This is a genomic window from Phenylobacterium sp. VNQ135, from assembly GCF_049445735.1.
In the GTDB taxonomy this organism is placed as follows: domain Bacteria; phylum Pseudomonadota; class Alphaproteobacteria; order Caulobacterales; family Caulobacteraceae; genus Phenylobacterium.
This window is the reverse complement of record NZ_JBMSDS010000001.1, coordinates 512,621-531,807: the sequence shown is the minus strand read 5'-3', so window position 1 is coordinate 531,807 and position 19,187 is coordinate 512,621. Positions and strand designations below refer to the sequence as shown.

Genomic DNA, 19,187 nt, shown 5'->3' with positions numbered 1-19,187 from the left:
CTCGCGGATCGCTGTATTACATCCTTATGAGCACGACCGACAAGGCCGCTTTCATCTACGGCCTAACCGATCCAGAAACGGGCGCCGTCCGCTATATCGGAAAAGCCAACAGCGTAGAGGCCCGCTTCCGCGGCCACCTTCGCGAGACCCGCCGCCGCCGCACGCCACTCTACGACTGGATGCGAAAGGTGCTTGACGCTGGCCAGGTGCCGGGCGTCGTGGTGCTAGAGCGCTGCGTTGGCGATTGGCGAGAGGCTGAGCGACGCCTCATCGCGGAGGCAAGGGCGCGCGGAGATCGAATCCTAAACCTGGCGGATGGCGGCGACCAACCGTCGTGCCCGGCGAAAATTCGCAGCGAAAATGGCCACAGGCTCGTCGAGAAAATTAGGACCGATGACGAGTTCCGGCGGATCTGGGTGCTGAAGCGAGAGATGCAGTCGCGCTTACGAGACGGACTGCTCTCAAACAAGACGAGAGCGCTTCTCCGGCAGGCGGCAATCGACAGGCCGGACGTGTTCGGCATTTGGGCGAACCTCCCCGACAGGGAGGAAGATGAGAACGGGTTGCCAGTCGGCGGCTACGGCAAAATCAAAGGAGGCCGCTATGGCGCGCCCCTCCAAGCGGACCCCAAAGGTCGCTGAGGAAATCGTCCGACGCCTTGCCCACGGCGAGCCGCTGGCGCGAATCTGCGCCGACGATCACATGCCGGACTTCAGCACAGTGTGGCGTTGGGAGCGGGAAGACGAGGAGTTCCGCAAGCTCTCCACGCACGCGCGTGAGCTTGGCACGCACTACATGGCGGACGACTGCATCCGCATTGCGGACGGGGACGGGGACCCCGCCGATAAGCGCATCCGCATCGACACGCGGCTCCGTCTGATTGGAAAGTGGAACGCTCGGAAATACGGCGACAAGCTGGACCTGACGTCGAGTGACGGCAGCATGTCTCAGCCCACCGTGATCCAGATCGTGCCTGTGCGGCCGGCGCATGACAGCGGCTCAGATCCAGCTTCCTGAGAAGCTGGTCCCGGTCTTCTCCCCGCCGAGGGGCGCGTTCAGGTACCGTTGTCTGTACGGTGGGCGCGGCAGCGCGAAGAGCTTCACCGCCGCGAAGATGGCGGCGATCTGGGGATATGCGGAGCCGCTTCGCATCCTCTGCGCCCGCGAGTTCCAGGAGTCGATCTCAGAGAGTTTCCACGCCGAACTGAAGGCGGCGATCGCGTCGGAGCCCTGGCTGGCCGATGCCTACGACGTGGGGAAGGACTACCTGCGCGGTTGGAACGGGACCGAGTTCATCTTCCGCGGCCTGCGCCGCACGGTGAACACGATCCGGTCGCTCGCCAAGATCGACCTGACCATCGTTGAGGAAGCCGAAGACGTTCCCGAGGCCTCGTGGCTCGCGCTAGAAGCCACGGTGTTCCGACAGCCCAGGTCCGAGCTGTGGGCGATCTGGAACCCCCGCACCGAAGCCACTAAGGGGGCCGATGGGCGCTGGACGGGCTCGCCGGTCGATGCTCGCTTCCGCAAGAACCCGCCCGAGCGGTCGGCTATCGTTCAGGTCAACTGGAGCGACAACCCGTTCTTTCCGCCTGGTCTGGACGAGCTGCGCCGGCGTGAGCAGGAGCGCCTAGACCCGAACACCTACGCCCACGTCTGGGAGGGCGAGTATCTCACCAACTCCGACCGTCAGGTGCTTGGCGGCAAGTGGGAGGTTCGAGAGTTCACGCCTGCCCAGGGCTGGGATGGTCCATATCAGGGCGGCGACTTTGGCTTCGCCCAGGACCCGACAGCCGCGGTTCGCTGCTGGATCGCCGACGACACGCTCTACGTCGAGTACGAGGCGGGCAAGGTCGGGCTGGGGTTGGACGCCTACGCCACCTTCATTCCTGCGCGGATACCCGATTTCGCCAAGTATCCGACCCGCTGGGACAGCGCCCGGCCGGAGAACATCGACTACATCTCGCGACATGGCCTGCCGAGGTCGTCGGCGGTTACAAAGTGGCCCGGATCGGTTGAGGATGGGATCGCCTACATGCGCTCGCTGAAGCGCATCGTGATCCATCCGCGCTGCGTCGAGACGGCCAAGGAAGCCCGGCTCTACAGCCACAAGGTCGACCGGCTCTCGGGCGACGTGCTCCCCGACATCGTGGACGCGCATAACCACTACATCGACGCGATCCGCTACGCCCTGGCGCCGATGATCCGGCGTAGGGAGGTGAAGGTCGAGGCCTCGACGGTCGCCGGGCTGATCTAGGGAGGGATGCTGAATGGCTGAAGCCGTCGCCACCAAGCACCCGCTCTATGAGGAGATGGTCCCGGAGTGGCGCCTCATGCGCGCCGCCGCGGCCGGGGAGGCGGCGATCAAGGAGGCTGGGGAGTGCTACCTCCCGCGACCGTCCGGCTGGTCGCGCACCAAGGAGGGTAACGCACTCTACAGCGCCTACCGCTCCCGCGCGCGGTTCCCGGAGATCCTGGCGCCCGCGGTTCAGTCGATGGTGGGCGTCATCCACCAGGCCGAGCACAAGATCGAGATGCCCGACCGCATGGCGGGGATCTGGGAGCGGGCCACGGCGGACGGCCTGCCGCTTGAGGCGTTCCACCGACGCATCACGGCTGAGGTGCTGACGACGGGCCGGTATGCGGTGCTGGCGGATGCGGCTTCGACGGGCGACACGCCTTGGCTGGCCGGTTACCAGGCCGAGGCCCTGATCAACTGGGCCGACGACAGGACCATGTTCGTCCTCGACGAGAGCGGGCTGGTCCGCGATGGCTTCCAGTGGACGCAGCGGGATCAATACCTCGCCCTGCTGATCGAAGGTGGGCGCTATGTTGGCGCCCGGTACGATGGGGCGGGCGAGCGCATCGCCGACCCGGCGCAGCCCACCACGGCCCGCCGGGAGCCGCTGAACGAAATCCCGCTCGTGGTCATCGGGCCGCGCGACCTGTCGCTGACCCCCGAGGCCCCGCCGCTGATCGGCATCGCCCGGGCGGCTGTGGCGATGTACCAGCTCTCGGCGGACTATCGCTGGTCGCTCTATATGAGCGGTCAGGAAACCCTCGTGATCATCAACGGCGAGCGCCCGAGCATGGTGGGCGCCGGCGTGGTCATCTCCCTCATGGGGACGGAGAACCTCACGCCCGACGCAAAGTACGTCGGGCCCAGCGGGAACGGCATCGAGGCCCACCGCAAGGCCATCGAGGACGAGGCCAAGAACGCGGCGAACGCCGGCGCCAAGCTGTTCAACATGGAGGGCGGGGGGCGCTCGCAGGAGAGCGGGGACGCCCGGCGCATCCGCTATGCCGCCGAGACCGCCTCGCTCCTGTCTGTCGCCCAGGCCAGCGCAGCGGGGCTGGAGAAGTCGCTTCGCCACGTCGGCACGATGATGGGCCTGTCGGACTCGGAGATCGAGGGGATCACCGTCCGCGCCCCGAAGACCATCGTCGACCAGGAAATGACCCCGGAGCGCATGAACGCGATCCTGGGGCTCTGGGAGAAGGCGTTGATCTCCTACGAGACGGCTTACGAGAATCTCCAGGCCGGTGGCATCGCGAACCCGGACCGCACCTGGGAAGACGAACAGAAGCTCATCGAGACCGACGAGATCGGCCGCGAAGAGGAAGAGGCCGCGGCAATGGGTGTGTCGCCTCCGGAAGCGGCCTGATGCGCTGGATCGCGACGCCAGAACGGGTGTAGAACAAGTCGGGTCGGGCAGGTGCTACCAACACCCACGCCGACCCTAACCAACCGAGCGATAGGAGCGCGTCGGGATGGCTACCCCTCGGGTATGCTCGATTGAAGGCTGCGGCAAGCCGCACAAAGCGCGCGGCTGGTGTCGTCAGCATTACGAACGATGGCAGGACCACGGCGACCCCGAAGGCGGCTCGACTGCGAAAGGCGCCGCGCTTGACTGGCTCCGAGCCCACGTCAGCTTCGATGGTGACGATTGCTTGCCTTGGCCATTCGCCACCCGCAGCAAGGGCTACGGAGTCATAAGGATCGACGGGCAGGCCTGGGCGGCACACCGATGGATGTGCGAGCAGGCCCATGGGCCGCCGCCGTCTCCCGACCACGAGGCCGCCCACTCCTGTGGCAAGGGACACGAGGGCTGCGTCAACCCGCGCCACCTTCGATGGGCGACGAGCGCGGAAAACAAAGCAGACATGCTGGTGCACGGCACGCGACGACGCGGCCAACAGCACCAGTCCGCGAAGCTAACCGAGGCGGACGTTCGGCATATCCGCGCCCTTCAGGGGCAGCGAACCTTAGCTGAGATCGGCGCCCAGTTCGGGATCTCTACCTCGGCGGTCAGCCTCATCCATCTCCGTCGCAACTGGGCTTGGGTCCAGTAGGGACGCGAGCAAGCCGGGGCGCAGTGCCGCCTCGTCATTCGCCCGCAGTGCGGGCACCCCAACCAAGGAGAAAGAGCCAGTGGCTTTGAAAGCTAAGGTCGAGTCCCTAGACGGGATCGACGCGAGCCTGCACGACCATTACGTCGAGCAAAGTGGGGCCTTCGTCCTCCAGATCGAGGGCATCCGCGAGCACCCCGAGACGACGGCGCTGCGCAACGCGCTCGAGCGCGTCCGCCGGGAGAAGACGGAGCTCTCCGACAAGCTCACCGCGGCCGAAGGACGCCTGGAAGGCCTGCCTGACGACTTCGATGCCGATCAATACGAGGAACTGAAGGTCCGCGCCGAGGGCGGCGGAGGCGGTGACGCCGACGAACAGGTCCAGCGGGTCAAGGATCAGTACGACCGCAAGATCGCCAACCTGGAAGCGAAGCACCAGCGCGAGGTGAGCAAGCTGCAGGGCGACGTCCAGACCAAGGACAGCCTGATCCAGCGCAGCATCACCGACGCGCAGCTGACCGCAGCCATGGACGAGGCCAACATCGACCCGAAGCACAAGCGGATGCTGGCGCCCTACCTGAAGTCGCTGGGCAAGGTGAAGGTGCTCGACGAGGACGGCCAGCTGGTCGCCGTGGTCGAAACCGACATGGGCGAGGTCCCCATCTCCAAGTTCGTCGCCGACTGGGCGGGCTCGGACGCCGGCAAGGAGTACGTCTCCAAGGCGACCGGCCTGGACAGCAAGGGCTCGGACGGCCGGCGCATCGAGGGCAACCCCTTCGCCAAGGCCAACTGGAACAAGACCGAGCAGGGCCGCATGATCACCGCCGACCGCGCCAAGGCCGAGCGCCTGGCCAAGGCGGCGGGCTTCAAGGACCTCGACGCCGCGGCGCGTGCCCGCGAACCGATGGCGGCCTGATCGTGGCCCTGAAGCCAAAGCCCAAGGCGAAGGCGGTCCCCAAGCGGGTCGCCAAGCCTGCCCCGAAGGCGAAACCCGCTGCCCGCAAGGCCGCCCCGAAGGCGAAGCCCAAGAGCGCCGCTGCGAAGCCTGCCCTGAAAGCCAAGGCGACAGCCGCCAAGCCGAAGGCGTCGCGCAACGCTGGCGACGCCCCGAAGTTCGGTTCGCCCGAGTGGCGCAAGAAGTACCAGAAGCCGAAGGCCAAACCGAAGGCCTGACGCCCGGTTCACCCCCGCGGGTAGTGCCCGCACCTCCACCTGCAGCCTGCCAGTGGCACGGCTGACTTCACCTCGAAATCAGCCAGACACAGGAGATATTCCCCATGGCTGCGACCGTTCTCTCGGACGTCATCGTCCCCGAAGTCTTCAACCCCTACGTCATCGAGCGCACCGCCGAACTGTCGGCGTTCTGGCAATCCGGCATCGTGGGCCAAGTCGATGGCCTGACCCTCGGCGACGGCGGCCAGAAGGTGCAGATGCCGTTCTGGCAGGACCTGGCCGGCGAGGACCAGATCCTCACCACGGGTGCCAACCTGACCGTCGGCAACATCACCGCGGACAAGGACGTGGCCGTGCTGAACGCCCGCGCTCTCGTCTACGGCGCCAAGGACCTTGTCGGCGCTCTCGCCGGCGATGACCCGATGGACGCCATCGCGACGCTGGTGGCCGACAAGTGGACCCGCCGCTTCCAGACCTGCCTGATCAACACCGTCAACGGTGCGATGGGCGCCCTGGCTGCGGAGTCCCCCGCGGTGAACACCCTCAACATCTCCGGCCTGTCCGGTGCTGCGGCGGTGTTCGACGGCGAGGCCTTCATCGACGCGCTGGGCCAGCTGGGTGACGCCGAAACCCGCCTCTCGGCGGTGGCGGTTCACTCGGCGACCTACCGCCTGATGAAGAAGCAGGGCCTCATCGAGTTCATCCGCGAGTTCGACGGTGCGGAGCAGATCCCCACCTACATGGGCAAGCGCGTGATCGTCGATGACGGCATGCCGGTGTCGAGCGGCACCTACACCACCTACCTCTTCGGCGAAGGCGCCATCGGCTACGCCGAGGGTCAGCCGAAGGTCCCGGTGGAGACCGAGCGCAACGCCCTGACCGGCGGCGGCGAGGAGTACCTCGTTTCGCGCCGTCACTTCATCCTGCACCCCCGCGGGATCAAGTGGGACGGCACGCCGGCCGCGAACACCCCGACCAACGCCGAGCTGGCCACGGTCGGCAACTGGGAGCGGGTCTACGAGGCGAAGAACGTCCGCATCGTGCGGTTCGTCCACAAGCTCGCCTAGTGCAGGCCAAGGGAGGCGGGTGAACCCGCCTCCCGATCCTGGGAGACAACCCTATGCGTGACCCTCGCACCATCCGCCAGGTGTTCTTCGCCGCGCTGGAGGCAGGCTGCTCCACTGAGCGCGCCACCCGCATCGCGAATGGCGAAGAGGCCATGCCGACGGTCGCCGAGCCGGTGTGCGAGGCCGTCGAGCCGCCGCCCGCGCCGCCCGCTGACGTGGCGGAAAAGATCGCGGCCATGACGCCGCCGGAAGACATCACCGCCCTGCGAGCAGCCTACGCGACCGCGACGGGCAAGAAGCCTTATCACGGCTGGGGCGCCGGCACGCTGCGCGAGAAGATCGCTGCGGCTGAGACCTCAGCGTGATCCACGATACCGCCTTCATCCACCCCAAGGCCCACGTCCAGGACGCCACCGTCGGCGCGCGGACCAAGGTCTGGCAGTTCGCTTCGGTGACGGGCGGGACGGTGCTCGGTGAGGACTGTTCGGTCAGCCCCTTCGCGATGCTCCACGGCCCCCGCTTCGGCGATCGCTGCGTGATCTCGGGCGGCGTGATGATGGGCCCGGGCTTCGTCCTGGGTGACGAGGTGTTCGTCGGACCCAACGTCACGCTGGCGAACGATATGTGGCCGCGGGCGGACAAGACCGGCTGGGATGTGGAGATGCTCCGCGACGGCCGTTGCGTGGCGGTGAAGGTCGGAAACCGGGTCGGCATCGGCGCGGGCGCCGTGATCCTGCCGGGCGTGAGCATCGGGGACGACTGCTTCATCGCCGCCGGGGCGGTTGCCGATCGCTCCGTTCCGGCTGGTCACCTGTTCAGGCGAGACGGCTCCATGGTCCCGGTCAATCCGGCCTGGACGAAGCGGCGGATGCGGGCTGCGTGATTACGGTCGCCACCCTCTTCTGGAAGGGCAACCGGCACAGCAAGTCCTTCTCTTCGATGTACACTACGGAGTGGGTCGAGAAGCTCTACCGAGGCTTCGCCCGCAACCTGACCCGGCCCTTCCGGTTCGTCTGCTTCGTCAACACCGAACACCGCTTCGCCGAGCCCATCGAGCAGGCCCTGTACCTGCCGCCGGAGCCGACCTACGCGGACTGCATCAAGCCTTACTGCCTTGGCGAGCCGATGATCCTGGTGGGGCTCGATACGGTCATCACCGGCAATATCGACCACCTGGCCGACTACTGCCTCACCGCTGACCGCATCGCCCTGCCGCGAGATCCCTACAAGCCCAGCCGGGCCTGCAACGGGGTTGCCCTGGTTCCGGCTGGCTGGGAGCGGATCGCCACCGAGCACCGCGGCGAGAACGACATGGATCACGTTCGCTCGTACCCGCACCGCTTCCTGGACGATGAGTTCCCTGGCGAGGTGGTCTCCTACAAAGGCAGCGTCGAGGCGAACGGTCTCGGCAAGGCCCGGGTGGTGTACTTTCACGGCGAGCGGAAGGCGCATCAGTTGCCTGCCGGCCATCCGATCCTCGAGCACTGGATTTGACGGTCGCGCTGGTCCTGGGGGGCGCCGCCTGTGTCTGGAGCGATGTCGAGGCTGCGCTGGACCTGGGGGAGTTTTCGGCGGTCGTGGCCTGCAATGATGTCGTCGCGGCGTGGCCCGGCAGGCTGGACGCGGCCGTGAGCCTCCACCCAGAGAAGTTCGGGACCTGGATCACACAGCGCCGGCGCCGCGGCTACCCTGACCCGGTTCGGGTAATCGGACACGAGAACGCCCGCGCCAATCCGCGACTGCCAGACTGCATCACGGGCTTCGCCAGCCACCAGTTCCCCGGCCAGAAGGGCAGCGGCTCATCCGGTCACTTCGCCCTGAAGTTCGCCCTCATCGACTTGGGGTGTGATCGCGCCGTCCTCTGCGGCGTGCCCATGAGCGAAGACCAGGCGCACTTCTTCGACGAGAAGGCCTGGACCGCCGCAAACCCGCACCGGAAGGGCTGGGAGCAGTCGTGGAGCCATATTCGCCACCGCGCCCGCTCTATGAGCGGCTGGACCCGCGCCGAGCTTGGCGCCCCCACACGTCAATGGATCGAAGGAGGCGAGGCTTGACCGAGATCGTCTATAGCCAGACCCGACACCCTCTCGCCGAAGGCCGTCTTCGCCTGAACCCCCGCTTCTTCGCGGGCGTGCAGGACGGCGCGACCAAGGCGCTGATCGTCGGTGACTTCCCGCAGATCCTGGCCGCCTACGCCGCGGCTGGCATTCCCGCCGAGCGCGTGGACGCCCCCGAGGTGCGCGAGCCTGTCGCTGCGCCGGCCGAACTGACGCCCGTCGCCGATGATCGCAGCGCCGTGGTGATCCCCGACGACTGGCGGGAGCTGAACTACAACCGGCCGAAGCCCGACCGGGACATCACCCAGCGGGCCATCGCCGCCCAGCTGAGCGCCGAGCCGATCCTGAACAAGGAGCAGGCGATCAGCGTCATCGAGGCTGAGCTGGAGCGCCGTGCGGCCGACGTGAACCCGGAGCCTGAGGCGGGCGAGTAGTGGCAGAGATCAAGACCCCGCTGCTGCGCCTTTCTGAGGGCGAGACGTTCACCGCCGACGAGGACGGGGCGCTCGTGATCGCCGAGGCGCACACCCACGCGGACATCCTCCGCTATGTGGTCGCGGACATCGGCAAGGAAGACGTGCTCGCGATTGTCGAAATGCTCGACGAGTGCTCGAGCGAAGAGGCGGAGCGTCGGAGGCGGTGACCACCATCGCCTATCGCGATGGGGTGCTGGCGGCGGACACGCTCATCAACGCCAGCGGCGAGGTGCTGGGCTACACGCCTAAGATCGGGAAGGCGGGCCGTGTACTCTACGGCGCCAGCGGGACAACAGCGTGGTGCTGGGCCTTCCGAAGCTGGGTCTCGCGCGGCTGCTATGGCCCGCCCCCTGAACGGTGCGACGACAAGACCGGCGGCTTCATCGTGGCGCCGAACGACGACCTGATCGTCTTCCACTGCGAAGGTGTTGAGCGCCGATCTGGCCTGCCATTCTATGCGGATGGCTCGGGTGCGAACTACGCCCTCGGAGCGATGCAGATGGGCGCCGACCCGGTGCAGGCTGTCAAAGCGGCCATGGTCTGGGACCGCAAGACTGGCGGCGAGATCACTGTCCTTAAGCGGGAGGGCTGACGCATGGCTTTGGTGGTTGAAACGGGCGATGGTCTGCCGAACGCCGACGCCTTCGTGAGCGTGGCGGACTGCACGACGTTCTGCGAGGCCCGCGGCCTGACCGGCTGGACGGAGCGCACGTCGGACCCCGACGCCGACGAAGCCGCGATCCGCCGGGCGACGGCGTGGCTGTCCAGCGCCTTCACCTGGAAGGGATCGCGGACCAACGGGCGGGATCAGGCGCTGGCCTTCCCCCGCACGGATGTCGAGGACGGCGAGGGCGAGGAAGTGCCCTCCGATGAGCTTCCGGTGGAGATCGTGCAGGCCTGCTGCGTCGCGGCGGCCTACGAGCGGGCCAACCCGGGCGGTCTGACGCCGAACGTGACGCTGACGAACCGGGTCAAGTCCAAGGGCATCGGCCCACTTCGCAAGGAGTATTTCGCCGCCCCGATGAGCGCCGACGCAGTTCGGCCGGTGCTGACGCAGGTCCGGGACATCGTGTCTGGCCTGCTGGCGACGGGTTCGAACGGGCTCTCGGGGCGGGTGGTCCGGGGATGAGCGAGGCCCACGACTATCTCGAGGATCGCGCCGACGCGGACGAGCTGATCGCGGAGTTCGGCCAAGAGGGGAAGGTTCTCAAGTACACGAAGACTGGCTCGGACTATAACCCGACCATCACCTTCCCCGAGCACGACTGCACTTTCGCGGTGCTGGAGTACGAGAACCGCGAGGTGGACGGAACGCGAGTGCTGGCGACCGACAAGAAGGTGCTCTTGGCGAAGGGCGATCTCGCGTTCGATCCGACCACCCTCGATAAGCTGAAGATCGGCGGCGTCGATCACGCCATCATCCGCACGGACCCTTTCGCGCCGGGTGGCGCAACGGTGTTCATCTGGCTACAGTGCAGGCGATGACGGATCGCGCCGAAGCTCGGAAGGCCCTGGTGCTCGCAACGGCCGCGTGGGCGCAGCTCCACGGCCTGAAGCACACCTACGAGGCGGCGATCCTCCGCGGCGACGACAAGGAAGCCCAGCGGCTCCGCGACGAGGCCCACTCGCTCCTGGACAGCAACCTCGACCTTCACGCCGAGGCCGCTCACCACGCCAAGGCCCTCCTCGGAGGCTGAATTGCCCCGACAACCGACGTTGGAGCGGCTCTACGAGGAGCTGCTGACCCGCTATGGCCGGGAAATCGCTGATGCCTTCGTGGCGGCCGTGCAGGACATGGCGACCGCGGCCGACCTCCAGCAACTCATCACCGCCATCGAGGCGGGCAACCTGGAAGCGGCCATCGCCGCGCTGAACATCGAGCAGGCCAGCTATTCCCCAGTGCTGGAGGCGATCCGCAGCGGCTACGTCGAGAGCGGCAACCTGAGCGCATCGGCCATCCGGCTCGCCACGATCCGCTTCGACGTCCGTAACCCCCGCGCCGAGCGATGGCTGACCGACCACTCCTCGACCCTCGTGCGGGAGATCATCTCGGACCAGCGCGTCGCGGTGCGCCAGGCGCTCACCGCCGGCATGGAGCGCGGCGAGAACCCCCGCACCACGGCGCTGAACATCGTCGGCCGACTCAACCGCCAGACCGGCAAGCGGGAGAACGGCATCCTCGGGCTGACCAGCGTCCAGGAGCAGTACGTCCGCAACGCCCAGGCCGAGCTCGAAAGCGGCGACCCCGCCCAGCTGCGCGCCTACCTGGAGCGGGCCCGTCGCTCGAAGGTGTTCGACAGGGCTGTGCGTAAGGCGGTCGAGAGTGGCGAGGCCATCCCCGCCGAGACGGTCCGCAAGGCCATCGCGGCTTACCGCGGCCGGCTCCTGAAGCTCCGCGGCGACATGATCGGCCGAACCGAGGCGCTCACCGCTCTGCGGGCCGCCCAGCACGAGAGCTATCTGCAGGCCGCCGAGGCAGGCAAGATCGCCGAGAGCGCGGTCCGCAAGGTCTGGAGAGACGCCTCCGATCTGCGCGTGAGACATACCCATCGGGTCATGGACGGCCAGTCCGTCGGGCTTCGGGAGACGTTCGTCTCGCCCAGCGGCGCCCGGCTGCTTTATCCCGGCGACCCCTCGGCCCCGGCGGCCGAGCGCATAGGCTGCCGCTGCGTGGCGTCCTACCTGGTGAAGTTCCTCTAGGATGGGCACGTTCTCCGCTGCGGTAAGCGCTAAGGTGCAGGCCCGCAAAGACATGCTGGCGGCGGTATTCCGCCAGTCGGTGCAGGACATTGCCGAGATCGCCCAAACGCCCGGCCCGTCGGTGTTCAATCCCGGCGGCGGCCGGGGAGGGCACATGCCGATAGGCGAGACGGGCTTCCTCAGGGCTTCGTTCACGGCGACGCTCGGGACGCCTCCCGCCAAGCGCGACAATCCGGGCAAGGCGACTAGCTACGACCCTGGTCCGATCAGCCTCGTGATCGCGGGTGCGGACATCGGAGACACGGTGACCCTGGCGTGGACTGCGGCTTACGCCCGCCACGTCCACAGGCGCTATCAGTGGGCTGCTCTCGCCGCGCAACGCTGGGAGAGCGTTGTTGCAGAGAACACCCGCAAGGCGGAGGCCATGCTGAAATGAAGGCTTCCGAAATCCCCGCCGCGCTGCTGGAGCGCCTGACCTCGCTCGAGGTGGGCTCCCCGCCGCTGCCGATCGCCTATCCCGACGTGAGTTTCGATCCCGCCACGGACGCGCCGCAGGGCAAGTACCTGGAGGCGGGCTACTTCCGGAACGCTCCGGCGTGGGAGGGCCTCTCCGAGGGCGTGCTGGATCAGGGCCTGCTGGTGGTCTCCGTTGTCTGGCCGAAGGGCCAGGGCGTCATCGCCATGAACGCGGCTGCGCAAGCGGTCGCGGACCACTTCCCCAAGGGCCTGACGCTGAAGTCCGGCTCCACGGCCGTGAAGATCAACCGTGAGCCGGTGATCGCATCCCCGCTCACCGAGGGCGACAAGACCATCGTCGCCATTTCGATCCCCTGGGTCGCATAGCGCTCCAGGCCCCCGCCCAACCTGACAAGGCCCCGCTCCGGCGGACCTTTCCTGTCCCTGGCCGCGCCTTGGGCAAGCGCAACTGCACACCTTCCGACACGAAAGGAGAAGCCCATGGCCTATTCGAGTGGCTCTGGCACGAAGTTCTACTACTGCACCACGGCGGGTCCGACGGCGGCCACCGTCTCGCAGTACGCCGCCCTGACGTGGGTGGAGCTGACCGGCGTTGAGACCATCGGCGAGTTCGGTGACTCTTCGCAGTCGGTGACGTTCAACCTTCTCTCCGAAGGCCGCGTGCGCAAGCTGAAGGGCGCTCGTGATGCTGGCGACGTGCAAGTCGTCTGCGCCCACGACCCGCTGAGCAGCAGCCAGGCGGCCATGAAGGGGTTCGCCGCGACCTCGTACAACTACGCGTTCAAAGTGCTGACCGCGGACGGCGCCGACGCGAACGACACCGACAGCGTGTTCTACTTCACCGGCAAGGTGATGAGCGCGCCGTTCAACCCGGGCGACGCCAACACGCCCGCCCGGCGCACCTTCAACATCGCGATCGACACCGAGGTCCTCGAAGACCTCGGCGACGCGGTCGCCTAAGGCGCCTGACGACTAGCGCAAAGGCCGGGTCGCGCCCGGCCACCTTTTCCCCACAACTGAGAGGCTGACCCATGGCTGACCTGGCCAACCTGACCGAGACCTACTGCCCGGACGAGATCTTCGACGTCGAGCTCGTCGGCCCCGACGGCGCCACGCTGTTCAACGACGACGGCACGCCGATGACCATCGGCATGATCGGCGAGGACAGCGACGAGGCGGTGCGCCACCGGAACGCGACCACCAACAAGCGCATCCAGCAGGGCGCGCGGGTGAAGATCACCGCCGAGGCGCTCACCTCGGAGAACATGGCGTACCTCGCCAAGCTCTCGAAGCGGTGGAACATCACCATGGGCGGCGAGAAGCCGGCGTTCACCTCCGAGGCGGCCCTGAAGCTCTACATGAACACCAAGCTCTCGTTCATCCCCGAGCGCCTGGCGCAAGCGATCTCGGAGCGGACCAATTTTTTGAAGTCGTCGCCGACGAGCTGATCGCGTTCGCGGGAGCGGTCCAGCGCAAGAAGAAGCCGGACCCGCTCCCGCCATTCCCTGACGAGCTTGACTGGCTCTGGGGGCAGTATCTGAGGCTTTCCCGCCGGCGCCAGTCGGGCATGGGCGCGAACCCGATCTCCTACTCAGAGATCGAGGCCTACGAGCGCAAGGCTCTGGTGACCTTCACGGCCTGGGAGTCCGACCTGCTGATGCGGGTCGATGATGCGGTGCTGGACGCCCTGGCCGGCGAAGCGCGGAAGTCGCCCCCCTCGGACAAGTCCGAGCCCGTACCCGTCAGCGACACGAACAGCGTCAAGGCGATCTTCCGAGGCCTCGCCACCCAGAAGCGGGTGGAGAAGGAGGCCAAGTCCCGAGACACATAGGAGACGCGCATGTCAGCTGATCCCGCCGACCTGATCATGCGCGCCATGGTGGAGGGCGGTCGTGAGGCTGCGAACGACCTCGATCGGATCGCGGCGAACGCCAACAAGGCGGAGAGGGCGACCGACAACCTTTCGTCGAGCGAGTCCCGCCTGGAGCGTCAGCTTCGGCAAGCCGACCTCGCGCTGAGCCAACAGAACAAGACCCTTTCGCACCTCACGAGGGTGTCTGGCCGCGCAGGCACGGCGATGCTCGGCCTTGCTGCCGGTATCGCGGCGGGGGCGGCGGGGGCTGTGGCGGCCTCTCTCAGCCTGCAGCAGCTCGCGGCCGATACGCTGGCGTTCAAGGCGGCAATGGATGAGGTCTCGACGCTGGTCGACACCTCCACTTTCAGCATGCGCCACCTCGAGAAGGCGGCGCTTGACCAGGCGCGGGCGTTCAACTCGACGCCCGTCGAGCAGACGAAGGCGCTCTATCAGATCATCTCGGCGGGGGCGACGAGCGCCGCGAAGGCCACCGAGATCCTGACGGCCGCCAACAAGCTCGCCGTCGGCGGCGTCACCGACATCAGGACGGCGGCGGATGGTCTCACGTCCGTGCTGAACGCCTACGGCTCCAAGGTGGAGAGCGCCGCGGCCGTGTCGGACGCGATGTTCACCGCGGTGCGGGCCGGCAAGACCACCATCGCAGAACTGTCGGCGTCTCTCGGCCAAGTCGCCCCGCTGGCGGCCCAGATGGGCGTCAGCTTCGACGAACTGACCGCTGCGACGGCGGCCCTGACCAAGGGTGGCATCAGCACCAGCGTGGCCGTCACAGGCCTGCGGGCGATCCTCGCGGCCGTCGCTGATCCGGCGGACGATGCGCGCAAGCTGGCGAAGGCCCTGGGTCTGGAGTTCAGCGCTGCGGCGCTCGAGACCAAGGGCCTGGCCGGCTTCCTGGCCGACCTTCAGGCCAAGACCGGCGGCAACACCGCTGCGCTGTCCAAGCTGTTCGGGGGCGTCGAGGCGCTCGTCCCGGTGATGGCCCTCATGGGTCAGGCCGGCGTCGATCTCACGGCCATTCTCGGTCAGATGGAGCAGAAGACGGGCGCGACGGATGAGGCGTTCGAGAAGATCGCGGCCGGCTCCGGCTACCAGCTCAACCTGCTTTTCGGCGATCTGAAGATCGGGGCGCTGGAGCTTGGCATCGCGGTCTCGGAAAGCCTCACCCCGGCCATCGTCGAAGCCCGCGGCATGATGGCGGAGCTCGCCCGCTCGGAACTGGCGCAAGCCATCGGCGTGGGTCTGGGCGGGGCCTTCAAGGTCGTCGAGGTCGCAGTCGGCGGCACGATCTACGTCGTGGGCCAGCTGCTGCGACTGCTCGGCGCGACGGTCGCGACGGCCGCGGCCCTGGCCCGGCTGGATTTCAGCGCCGTGGGCCGCATCGGCGAGTCCTTCCGCAAGGACTGGGACGCGGCGGCTCAATCCTACGGCCGGATCGTGTCGCAACAGCTCCGCGGACAGAAAGCGACGGAGGATCTGACGGCGGCGACGGACGCCGCCGCTGCCGCCACGCGCGCCGCCACCGGCGTGAACACCGCAGCCTCCGCCGCTGCTCAACGCGCCGCGACCTCTCTGGACCAGCAGGCCGAGAAGACCCGCAAGGCCAAGGCCGAGACGGACAAGCTGGCTCAGGCGCTGAAGGGCGTGAACGAGGCGCTGGAAACCGACGGCGAGCGCGCGCTCCGTATCGCGCACGAGCAGATGGTCACGCTTCGCGCGAACCTGGACAAGGGCGCGATCAGCGGTGACGAGTACCGCGAGAAGATGGACCGCATCTGGCGCTCGCTGGAGGCCGTCACCGAAAAGCAGAAGGCGTGGAACCCCGAGCTGACGGAGACCATCACCAAGCTCAACGAGGGCGCGAAGCGGATCGAGACGCTGGACGATCGCGTCCGCGCCCTCGCCGACGCCTTCTCCGAAGTCCGGTTCTCCATCGACGACATGTTCCGCTCGCTCAAGAGCGGCGACATCGGCGGCTTCCTGATGAACATTCAGGGCCTCATCAGCGGGGTAGGTTCGCTGCTTCAGCAGGGTCCCGCCGGCCTGCTGTCGTTGGGCTCGATCGCTGCTAATGCGATCGGCGGCCGGGGTGGACGCGCAATCGGTGGCGGTCTCGGTATCGCCGCTGGCGGCCTTGGCATAGGCGCCTTCGCGGGCACGTCTGCGGGCGCGGCCGCTCTCGGCTCGATCGGCCTTGGCGGGCTAGCGAGCAGCATTGCCGCCGTGGCGGGGCCCATCGGCCTCGCCGCCGGCGCGCTCTACGCGGCCGCGAAGCTCCTGAACGTGGGCGGCAAGCCGTCGAACAAGGGCGCGGGCTTTGACCTCATCACCGGGGCGATCAGCGGGAACAAGCGCGACGAAGATACCGAGAACGCAGCCCGGTCAGCCGGAGAAGCGATCCGCGGCATCCAGGAGGCTTTGAAGGCGGCGGGCATAGGTCTGACTGACGCTGTGACGGGCCTGGTCATCGGAACTCGCGATCAGACCCAGATCTATCTGCAGAGCGGGCGCGAACTGCGCTCGGCGGTGGGCGACAGCGGCGCGGCGGTCGACACGGCCATGCGCGCCCTGCTGGAGAGCGCGACCTACGTCTCGGATGCGCAGAAGGGGTTGGTGGACTCGGCGCTGGCGGCCGGCAAGGGCTTCGACGCGGTTCAGGAGATCCTGGCCAAGTGGGAGGCCGCCCAGGGCATCAGCAAGAGCCTGGCGGACGAAATCCTGCGTCTCACCGACCCCAAAGCCTTCGACCTGGAGGCCGTGCGGCGGGACATGGAGGAGCAGCGCAAGGCGGCCGCTCAGTTGGCCAAGGACGGCTACCTGACGGCCGAGCAGCTCGCGACCATCAACGATCAACTCGCCACCCTGGAAGGCCTGCGGCTGGACGAGGTTCTGAAGCGCTACGCCGACGCTGTCACCGAAGTCACCTTCGACCTTGCCCGCGATCAGGAGTGGGCGGCGGGTCAGGTGGCGAGCGCCCAGGACGCCCTGGTGCAGGCCTACGAGCGCGAGGCTGCGGTGCATCGCGAGGCCGTGGACCGCTATCGCCAGATCGCGGACGGGCTGCGCAGCTTCAACCGCGAGCTTCAGGGCATGGCGGCGACGAACCCCGTGGCTCAGTACCGCCTGGCCAAGAGCGAGTTCGAGCGGATCAACGCCCTCGCGGCGGATGATCCCGAGCGGCTGGCGAACCTTGAGCGCGTGGGCAGGGCGTTCGCGGAAGCCAGCAAGGTCGCGTCCCCGACCGAACTGGCCTTCAACCGGGACATCCAGGCCGTTCGTCGGGCGACCGAGGCCTCGGAGATCGCGGCCCAGCATCAGGCGGACAAGGCGCAACAGCAGCTCGACGCTCTCACAACCCAGGTTGAGCTTCTCGTCCAGCTCAACGTCGGCGTGATGACCGTGGCCCAGGCGATCGCGAACCTGCAGAGCGCCCTGGCCGTGCAGCAGCAGCTTGGCGGCGCGGCGAACGACAACATCGACGTGACCCGCTACCTCGCCAACAACCCCGACCTCGCCGCGAACTGGATGGCGGGCGGGATCATGCGCCAGCTCGGCGGATCGCTGGAAGAGGCAGCGCGGGAGCACTACCGCCGCACCGGCAAGGACGAGATCGCGGGCGGACTGCGCTACTACGCGGCCGGCGGCTGGCACCCCGGCGGCGTGCGAATGGTGGGCGAGGAAGGCCCCGAGATCGAGGCCACGGGTCCGGCTCGCTACTACAGCGCCCGCGACACGGCGAAGATGCTGGGCGGGGACAACTCCGAAGTCGTGGCCGAACTGCGCGCCGTGCGGGCCGAACTGGCCGCCCTGCGCAAGGAGCGTAGCGAGGACGCTCGCCAGATCAAGCGGAACACCAAGGACAGCGCCGACACGCTGGCGCGGGTCGAAAAGGGCACTGGCGTCCTCACGACGGTCGCCGCATGAGCGCTCGCGTCATTCCGCCTCTGGTGGCGATCTCGCCCGGCGTCGCCGGGGAAGATGCGCTGTTCGTCGTGAGCGAGGCCATGCTCACGTCAACGACGGTGCCCGAGGAAGCCCCGGCCGCCTACAGCAGCGGAACGACCTACGCCGATGGGGCGCAGGTCAGCGTTGCAGCGGCAGGAAACGCCCTTGACGTGTACGAGAGCCTTGAGCCGGGGAACATCGGCCACACGCCGGCCTCCTCGCCGCTATGGTGGCGGTTCGTTGGCCAGACCTACGGCGTCTACAACGCGGGGACGCCCTACGCCGAGGGCGACCGCGTCATCGACGTGACGACGCACCTTCAGTACCTGGCACTTGCCGCATCGACGGGCGTGGCGCTTTCGGACGCATCGAAGTGGAAGGTCGAGGGCGCGACGAACCGCTGGCGGGCGCTGGATGTGCTCCGCAACACCGGAGCGACAGCTCCATCCCCGATGACCTATGTCATCACGCCCGGCAAGCGGATCAGCGCCGTCGGACTCTCCGGCCTGCTGGCCGACCGCTTCACGATCACGGTCCGCGTCGGCGGGGTGGTGAAGTGGACGCGCACCGAGAAGCTGAGCACGCGGATCACGCTGTCCTGGTCAGACTACTTCTTCGGCCATTTCACCTACCGCAGCGTGGCCGGCGTCTTCGACATACCGAAGTATGCGGAAGCTGAGATCGAGCTGACGTTTGAGCGCGACAATGGCGACGTCACCGTTGGCGGCATCTGGATCAACGACGCGGTCTATCTGGGCGAACTAGAGACCGAGCCCGGCATCGACCGCCGCAGCTTCGTCACCTTCGAACGGGACCTGGACGGCAACGCGATCCTGATCCGTCGCCCTCCGAAGCCCGCGAACAAATGGCTGCTGTTCCTGCCCAAGAGCCGACTGCCGAGGGTGAGTCCGCTGCCCGCCGAGCTGGATGGCGTGCCTTGCTTCTGGTCCGGCCTTGAAGACGCGACCGACGAGTATTTCGAGCCGACCACGATCATCGGCGTCTTCACCCGCTTCACCATCACGCCGGGGCACCCCGACGTTCGCATCGACCTCGAACTTGAGGACGCCTGACC

The 19,187-nt window shown here is 67.5% G+C and carries 26 protein-coding genes; all 26 read left to right on the top strand.

From position 1 onward, the window contains the following. The first annotated feature begins 26 nt into the window (after window positions 1-26). The 26 genes from ACO2Q0_RS02675 (at window position 27) to ACO2Q0_RS02550 (ending at window position 19,185) form a co-directional block, all read left to right on the top strand. On the top strand, window positions 27-641 hold the full coding sequence (locus tag ACO2Q0_RS02675; RefSeq protein ID WP_423349927.1) for a hypothetical protein: 615 nt from the start codon (window positions 27-29) through the stop codon (window positions 639-641). After that, window positions 604-1,017, top strand: coding sequence for a hypothetical protein (locus tag ACO2Q0_RS02670; RefSeq protein ID WP_423349926.1), 414 nt, complete (start codon window positions 604-606; stop codon window positions 1,015-1,017). Before ACO2Q0_RS02675 ends, ACO2Q0_RS02670 begins: the two co-directional genes overlap by 38 nt. After that, entirely contained in the window at window positions 989-2,254 is a 1,266-nt protein-coding gene (locus tag ACO2Q0_RS02665) for a PBSX family phage terminase large subunit (RefSeq protein ID WP_423349925.1), read from the top strand. The genes ACO2Q0_RS02670 and ACO2Q0_RS02665 overlap by 29 nt, the downstream gene beginning before the upstream one ends. A gap of 13 nt (window positions 2,255-2,267) precedes the next feature. Beyond that, on the top strand, window positions 2,268-3,662 hold the full coding sequence (locus tag ACO2Q0_RS02660) for a DUF4055 domain-containing protein (protein WP_423349924.1): 1,395 nt from the start codon (window positions 2,268-2,270) through the stop codon (window positions 3,660-3,662). 106 nt (window positions 3,663-3,768) lie between these two features. After that, window positions 3,769-4,350 (top strand): HNH endonuclease, encoded by a 582-nt coding sequence (locus ACO2Q0_RS02655; protein WP_423349923.1) that lies wholly within the window; start codon window positions 3,769-3,771, stop codon window positions 4,348-4,350. A 79-nt stretch (window positions 4,351-4,429) separates the two neighbouring features. Continuing rightward, window positions 4,430-5,263 carry a hypothetical protein gene (locus tag ACO2Q0_RS02650; protein ID WP_423349922.1) on the top strand — a complete coding sequence of 278 codons (834 nt, stop codon included), beginning with the start codon at window positions 4,430-4,432 and terminating at the stop codon, window positions 5,261-5,263. 2 nt (window positions 5,264-5,265) lie between these two features. Beyond that, window positions 5,266-5,520, top strand: coding sequence for a hypothetical protein (locus ACO2Q0_RS02645; protein ID WP_423349921.1), 255 nt, complete (start codon window positions 5,266-5,268; stop codon window positions 5,518-5,520). Between the two features lie 104 nt (window positions 5,521-5,624). After that, the gene (locus ACO2Q0_RS02640) at window positions 5,625-6,587 is read left to right on the top strand and encodes a major capsid protein (RefSeq protein WP_423349920.1); all 963 of its coding nucleotides are present in this window, start codon (window positions 5,625-5,627) and stop codon (window positions 6,585-6,587) included. A 53-nt stretch (window positions 6,588-6,640) separates the two neighbouring features. Next, on the top strand, window positions 6,641-6,952 hold the full coding sequence (locus ACO2Q0_RS02635; protein WP_423349919.1) for a hypothetical protein: 312 nt from the start codon (window positions 6,641-6,643) through the stop codon (window positions 6,950-6,952). Continuing rightward, window positions 6,949-7,470 (top strand): DapH/DapD/GlmU-related protein, encoded by a 522-nt coding sequence (locus ACO2Q0_RS02630; protein ID WP_423349918.1) that lies wholly within the window; start codon window positions 6,949-6,951, stop codon window positions 7,468-7,470. Before ACO2Q0_RS02635 ends, ACO2Q0_RS02630 begins: the two co-directional genes overlap by 4 nt. Window positions 7,471-7,526: 56 nt before the next feature. Beyond that, window positions 7,527-8,081, top strand: coding sequence for a hypothetical protein (locus tag ACO2Q0_RS02625; protein ID WP_423349917.1), 555 nt, complete (start codon window positions 7,527-7,529; stop codon window positions 8,079-8,081). Next, window positions 8,078-8,641 (top strand): hypothetical protein, encoded by a 564-nt coding sequence (locus ACO2Q0_RS02620; RefSeq protein WP_423349916.1) that lies wholly within the window; start codon window positions 8,078-8,080, stop codon window positions 8,639-8,641. The genes ACO2Q0_RS02625 and ACO2Q0_RS02620 overlap by 4 nt, the downstream gene beginning before the upstream one ends. Beyond that, entirely contained in the window at window positions 8,638-9,078 is a 441-nt protein-coding gene (locus tag ACO2Q0_RS02615) for a hypothetical protein (protein WP_423349915.1), read from the top strand. The genes ACO2Q0_RS02620 and ACO2Q0_RS02615 overlap by 4 nt, the downstream gene beginning before the upstream one ends. Then, a complete protein-coding gene (locus ACO2Q0_RS02610) occupies window positions 9,078-9,287 on the top strand; it encodes a hypothetical protein (RefSeq protein WP_423349914.1) in 210 nt (69 codons plus the stop codon). The genes ACO2Q0_RS02615 and ACO2Q0_RS02610 overlap by 1 nt, the downstream gene beginning before the upstream one ends. Beyond that, window positions 9,284-9,712 (top strand): hypothetical protein, encoded by a 429-nt coding sequence (locus tag ACO2Q0_RS02605; protein WP_423349913.1) that lies wholly within the window; start codon window positions 9,284-9,286, stop codon window positions 9,710-9,712. Before ACO2Q0_RS02610 ends, ACO2Q0_RS02605 begins: the two co-directional genes overlap by 4 nt. A gap of 3 nt (window positions 9,713-9,715) precedes the next feature. After that, window positions 9,716-10,249, top strand: coding sequence for a DnaT-like ssDNA-binding protein (locus tag ACO2Q0_RS02600; RefSeq protein ID WP_423349912.1), 534 nt, complete (start codon window positions 9,716-9,718; stop codon window positions 10,247-10,249). Further along, on the top strand, window positions 10,246-10,605 hold the full coding sequence (locus tag ACO2Q0_RS02595; protein WP_423349911.1) for a hypothetical protein: 360 nt from the start codon (window positions 10,246-10,248) through the stop codon (window positions 10,603-10,605). Before ACO2Q0_RS02600 ends, ACO2Q0_RS02595 begins: the two co-directional genes overlap by 4 nt. After that, a complete protein-coding gene (locus ACO2Q0_RS02590) occupies window positions 10,602-10,817 on the top strand; it encodes a hypothetical protein (RefSeq protein WP_423349910.1) in 216 nt (71 codons plus the stop codon). The genes ACO2Q0_RS02595 and ACO2Q0_RS02590 overlap by 4 nt, the downstream gene beginning before the upstream one ends. A gap of 1 nt (window position 10,818) precedes the next feature. After that, window positions 10,819-11,820: a phage minor head protein gene (locus tag ACO2Q0_RS02585; RefSeq protein ID WP_423349909.1), complete on the top strand. Its 1,002-nt coding sequence runs from the start codon at window positions 10,819-10,821 to the stop codon at window positions 11,818-11,820. Between the two features lies 1 nt (window position 11,821). Continuing rightward, the gene (locus ACO2Q0_RS02580; protein ID WP_423349908.1) at window positions 11,822-12,256 is read left to right on the top strand and encodes a hypothetical protein; all 435 of its coding nucleotides are present in this window, start codon (window positions 11,822-11,824) and stop codon (window positions 12,254-12,256) included. Further along, window positions 12,253-12,663 (top strand): phage tail terminator-like protein, encoded by a 411-nt coding sequence (locus tag ACO2Q0_RS02575; protein ID WP_423349907.1) that lies wholly within the window; start codon window positions 12,253-12,255, stop codon window positions 12,661-12,663. Before ACO2Q0_RS02580 ends, ACO2Q0_RS02575 begins: the two co-directional genes overlap by 4 nt. 114 nt (window positions 12,664-12,777) lie before the next feature. Beyond that, complete coding sequence (locus tag ACO2Q0_RS02570; protein WP_423349906.1) at window positions 12,778-13,257, top strand: phage tail tube protein; 480 nt, start codon at window positions 12,778-12,780, stop codon at window positions 13,255-13,257. 71 nt (window positions 13,258-13,328) lie between these two features. After that, complete coding sequence (locus ACO2Q0_RS02565) at window positions 13,329-13,745, top strand: hypothetical protein (protein ID WP_423349905.1); 417 nt, start codon at window positions 13,329-13,331, stop codon at window positions 13,743-13,745. Continuing rightward, window positions 13,742-14,128 carry a phage tail assembly chaperone gene (locus tag ACO2Q0_RS02560; protein WP_423350514.1) on the top strand — a complete coding sequence of 129 codons (387 nt, stop codon included), beginning with the start codon at window positions 13,742-13,744 and terminating at the stop codon, window positions 14,126-14,128. Before ACO2Q0_RS02565 ends, ACO2Q0_RS02560 begins: the two co-directional genes overlap by 4 nt. 9 nt (window positions 14,129-14,137) lie before the next feature. After that, the gene (locus ACO2Q0_RS02555; protein WP_423349904.1) at window positions 14,138-18,091 is read left to right on the top strand and encodes a phage tail tape measure protein; all 3,954 of its coding nucleotides are present in this window, start codon (window positions 14,138-14,140) and stop codon (window positions 18,089-18,091) included. Beyond that, window positions 18,088-19,185 (top strand): hypothetical protein, encoded by a 1,098-nt coding sequence (locus ACO2Q0_RS02550; RefSeq protein WP_423349903.1) that lies wholly within the window; start codon window positions 18,088-18,090, stop codon window positions 19,183-19,185. The genes ACO2Q0_RS02555 and ACO2Q0_RS02550 overlap by 4 nt, the downstream gene beginning before the upstream one ends. Window positions 19,186-19,187 lie beyond the last annotated feature (2 nt).

Coding starts and splice junctions, on each gene's coding strand:
- ACO2Q0_RS02550 (WP_423349903.1), top strand. CDS start 18,088: ATGAGCGCTCGCGTCATTCCGCCTCTGGTGGCGATCTCGCCCGGCGTC.
- ACO2Q0_RS02665 (WP_423349925.1), top strand. CDS start 989: ATGACAGCGGCTCAGATCCAGCTTCCTGAGAAGCTGGTCCCGGTCTTC.
- ACO2Q0_RS02600 (WP_423349912.1), top strand. CDS start 9,716: ATGGCTTTGGTGGTTGAAACGGGCGATGGTCTGCCGAACGCCGACGCC.
- ACO2Q0_RS02580 (WP_423349908.1), top strand. CDS start 11,822: ATGGGCACGTTCTCCGCTGCGGTAAGCGCTAAGGTGCAGGCCCGCAAA.
- ACO2Q0_RS02655 (WP_423349923.1), top strand. CDS start 3,769: ATGGCTACCCCTCGGGTATGCTCGATTGAAGGCTGCGGCAAGCCGCAC.
- ACO2Q0_RS02575 (WP_423349907.1), top strand. CDS start 12,253: ATGAAGGCTTCCGAAATCCCCGCCGCGCTGCTGGAGCGCCTGACCTCG.
- ACO2Q0_RS02570 (WP_423349906.1), top strand. CDS start 12,778: ATGGCCTATTCGAGTGGCTCTGGCACGAAGTTCTACTACTGCACCACG.
- ACO2Q0_RS02595 (WP_423349911.1), top strand. CDS start 10,246: ATGAGCGAGGCCCACGACTATCTCGAGGATCGCGCCGACGCGGACGAG.
- ACO2Q0_RS02565 (WP_423349905.1), top strand. CDS start 13,329: ATGGCTGACCTGGCCAACCTGACCGAGACCTACTGCCCGGACGAGATC.
- ACO2Q0_RS02670 (WP_423349926.1), top strand. CDS start 604: ATGGCGCGCCCCTCCAAGCGGACCCCAAAGGTCGCTGAGGAAATCGTC.
- ACO2Q0_RS02590 (WP_423349910.1), top strand. CDS start 10,602: ATGACGGATCGCGCCGAAGCTCGGAAGGCCCTGGTGCTCGCAACGGCC.
- ACO2Q0_RS02635 (WP_423349919.1), top strand. CDS start 6,641: ATGCGTGACCCTCGCACCATCCGCCAGGTGTTCTTCGCCGCGCTGGAG.
- ACO2Q0_RS02640 (WP_423349920.1), top strand. CDS start 5,625: ATGGCTGCGACCGTTCTCTCGGACGTCATCGTCCCCGAAGTCTTCAAC.
- ACO2Q0_RS02555 (WP_423349904.1), top strand. CDS start 14,138: ATGTCAGCTGATCCCGCCGACCTGATCATGCGCGCCATGGTGGAGGGC.
- ACO2Q0_RS02675 (WP_423349927.1), top strand. CDS start 27: ATGAGCACGACCGACAAGGCCGCTTTCATCTACGGCCTAACCGATCCA.
- ACO2Q0_RS02625 (WP_423349917.1), top strand. CDS start 7,527: ATGTACACTACGGAGTGGGTCGAGAAGCTCTACCGAGGCTTCGCCCGC.
- ACO2Q0_RS02660 (WP_423349924.1), top strand. CDS start 2,268: ATGGCTGAAGCCGTCGCCACCAAGCACCCGCTCTATGAGGAGATGGTC.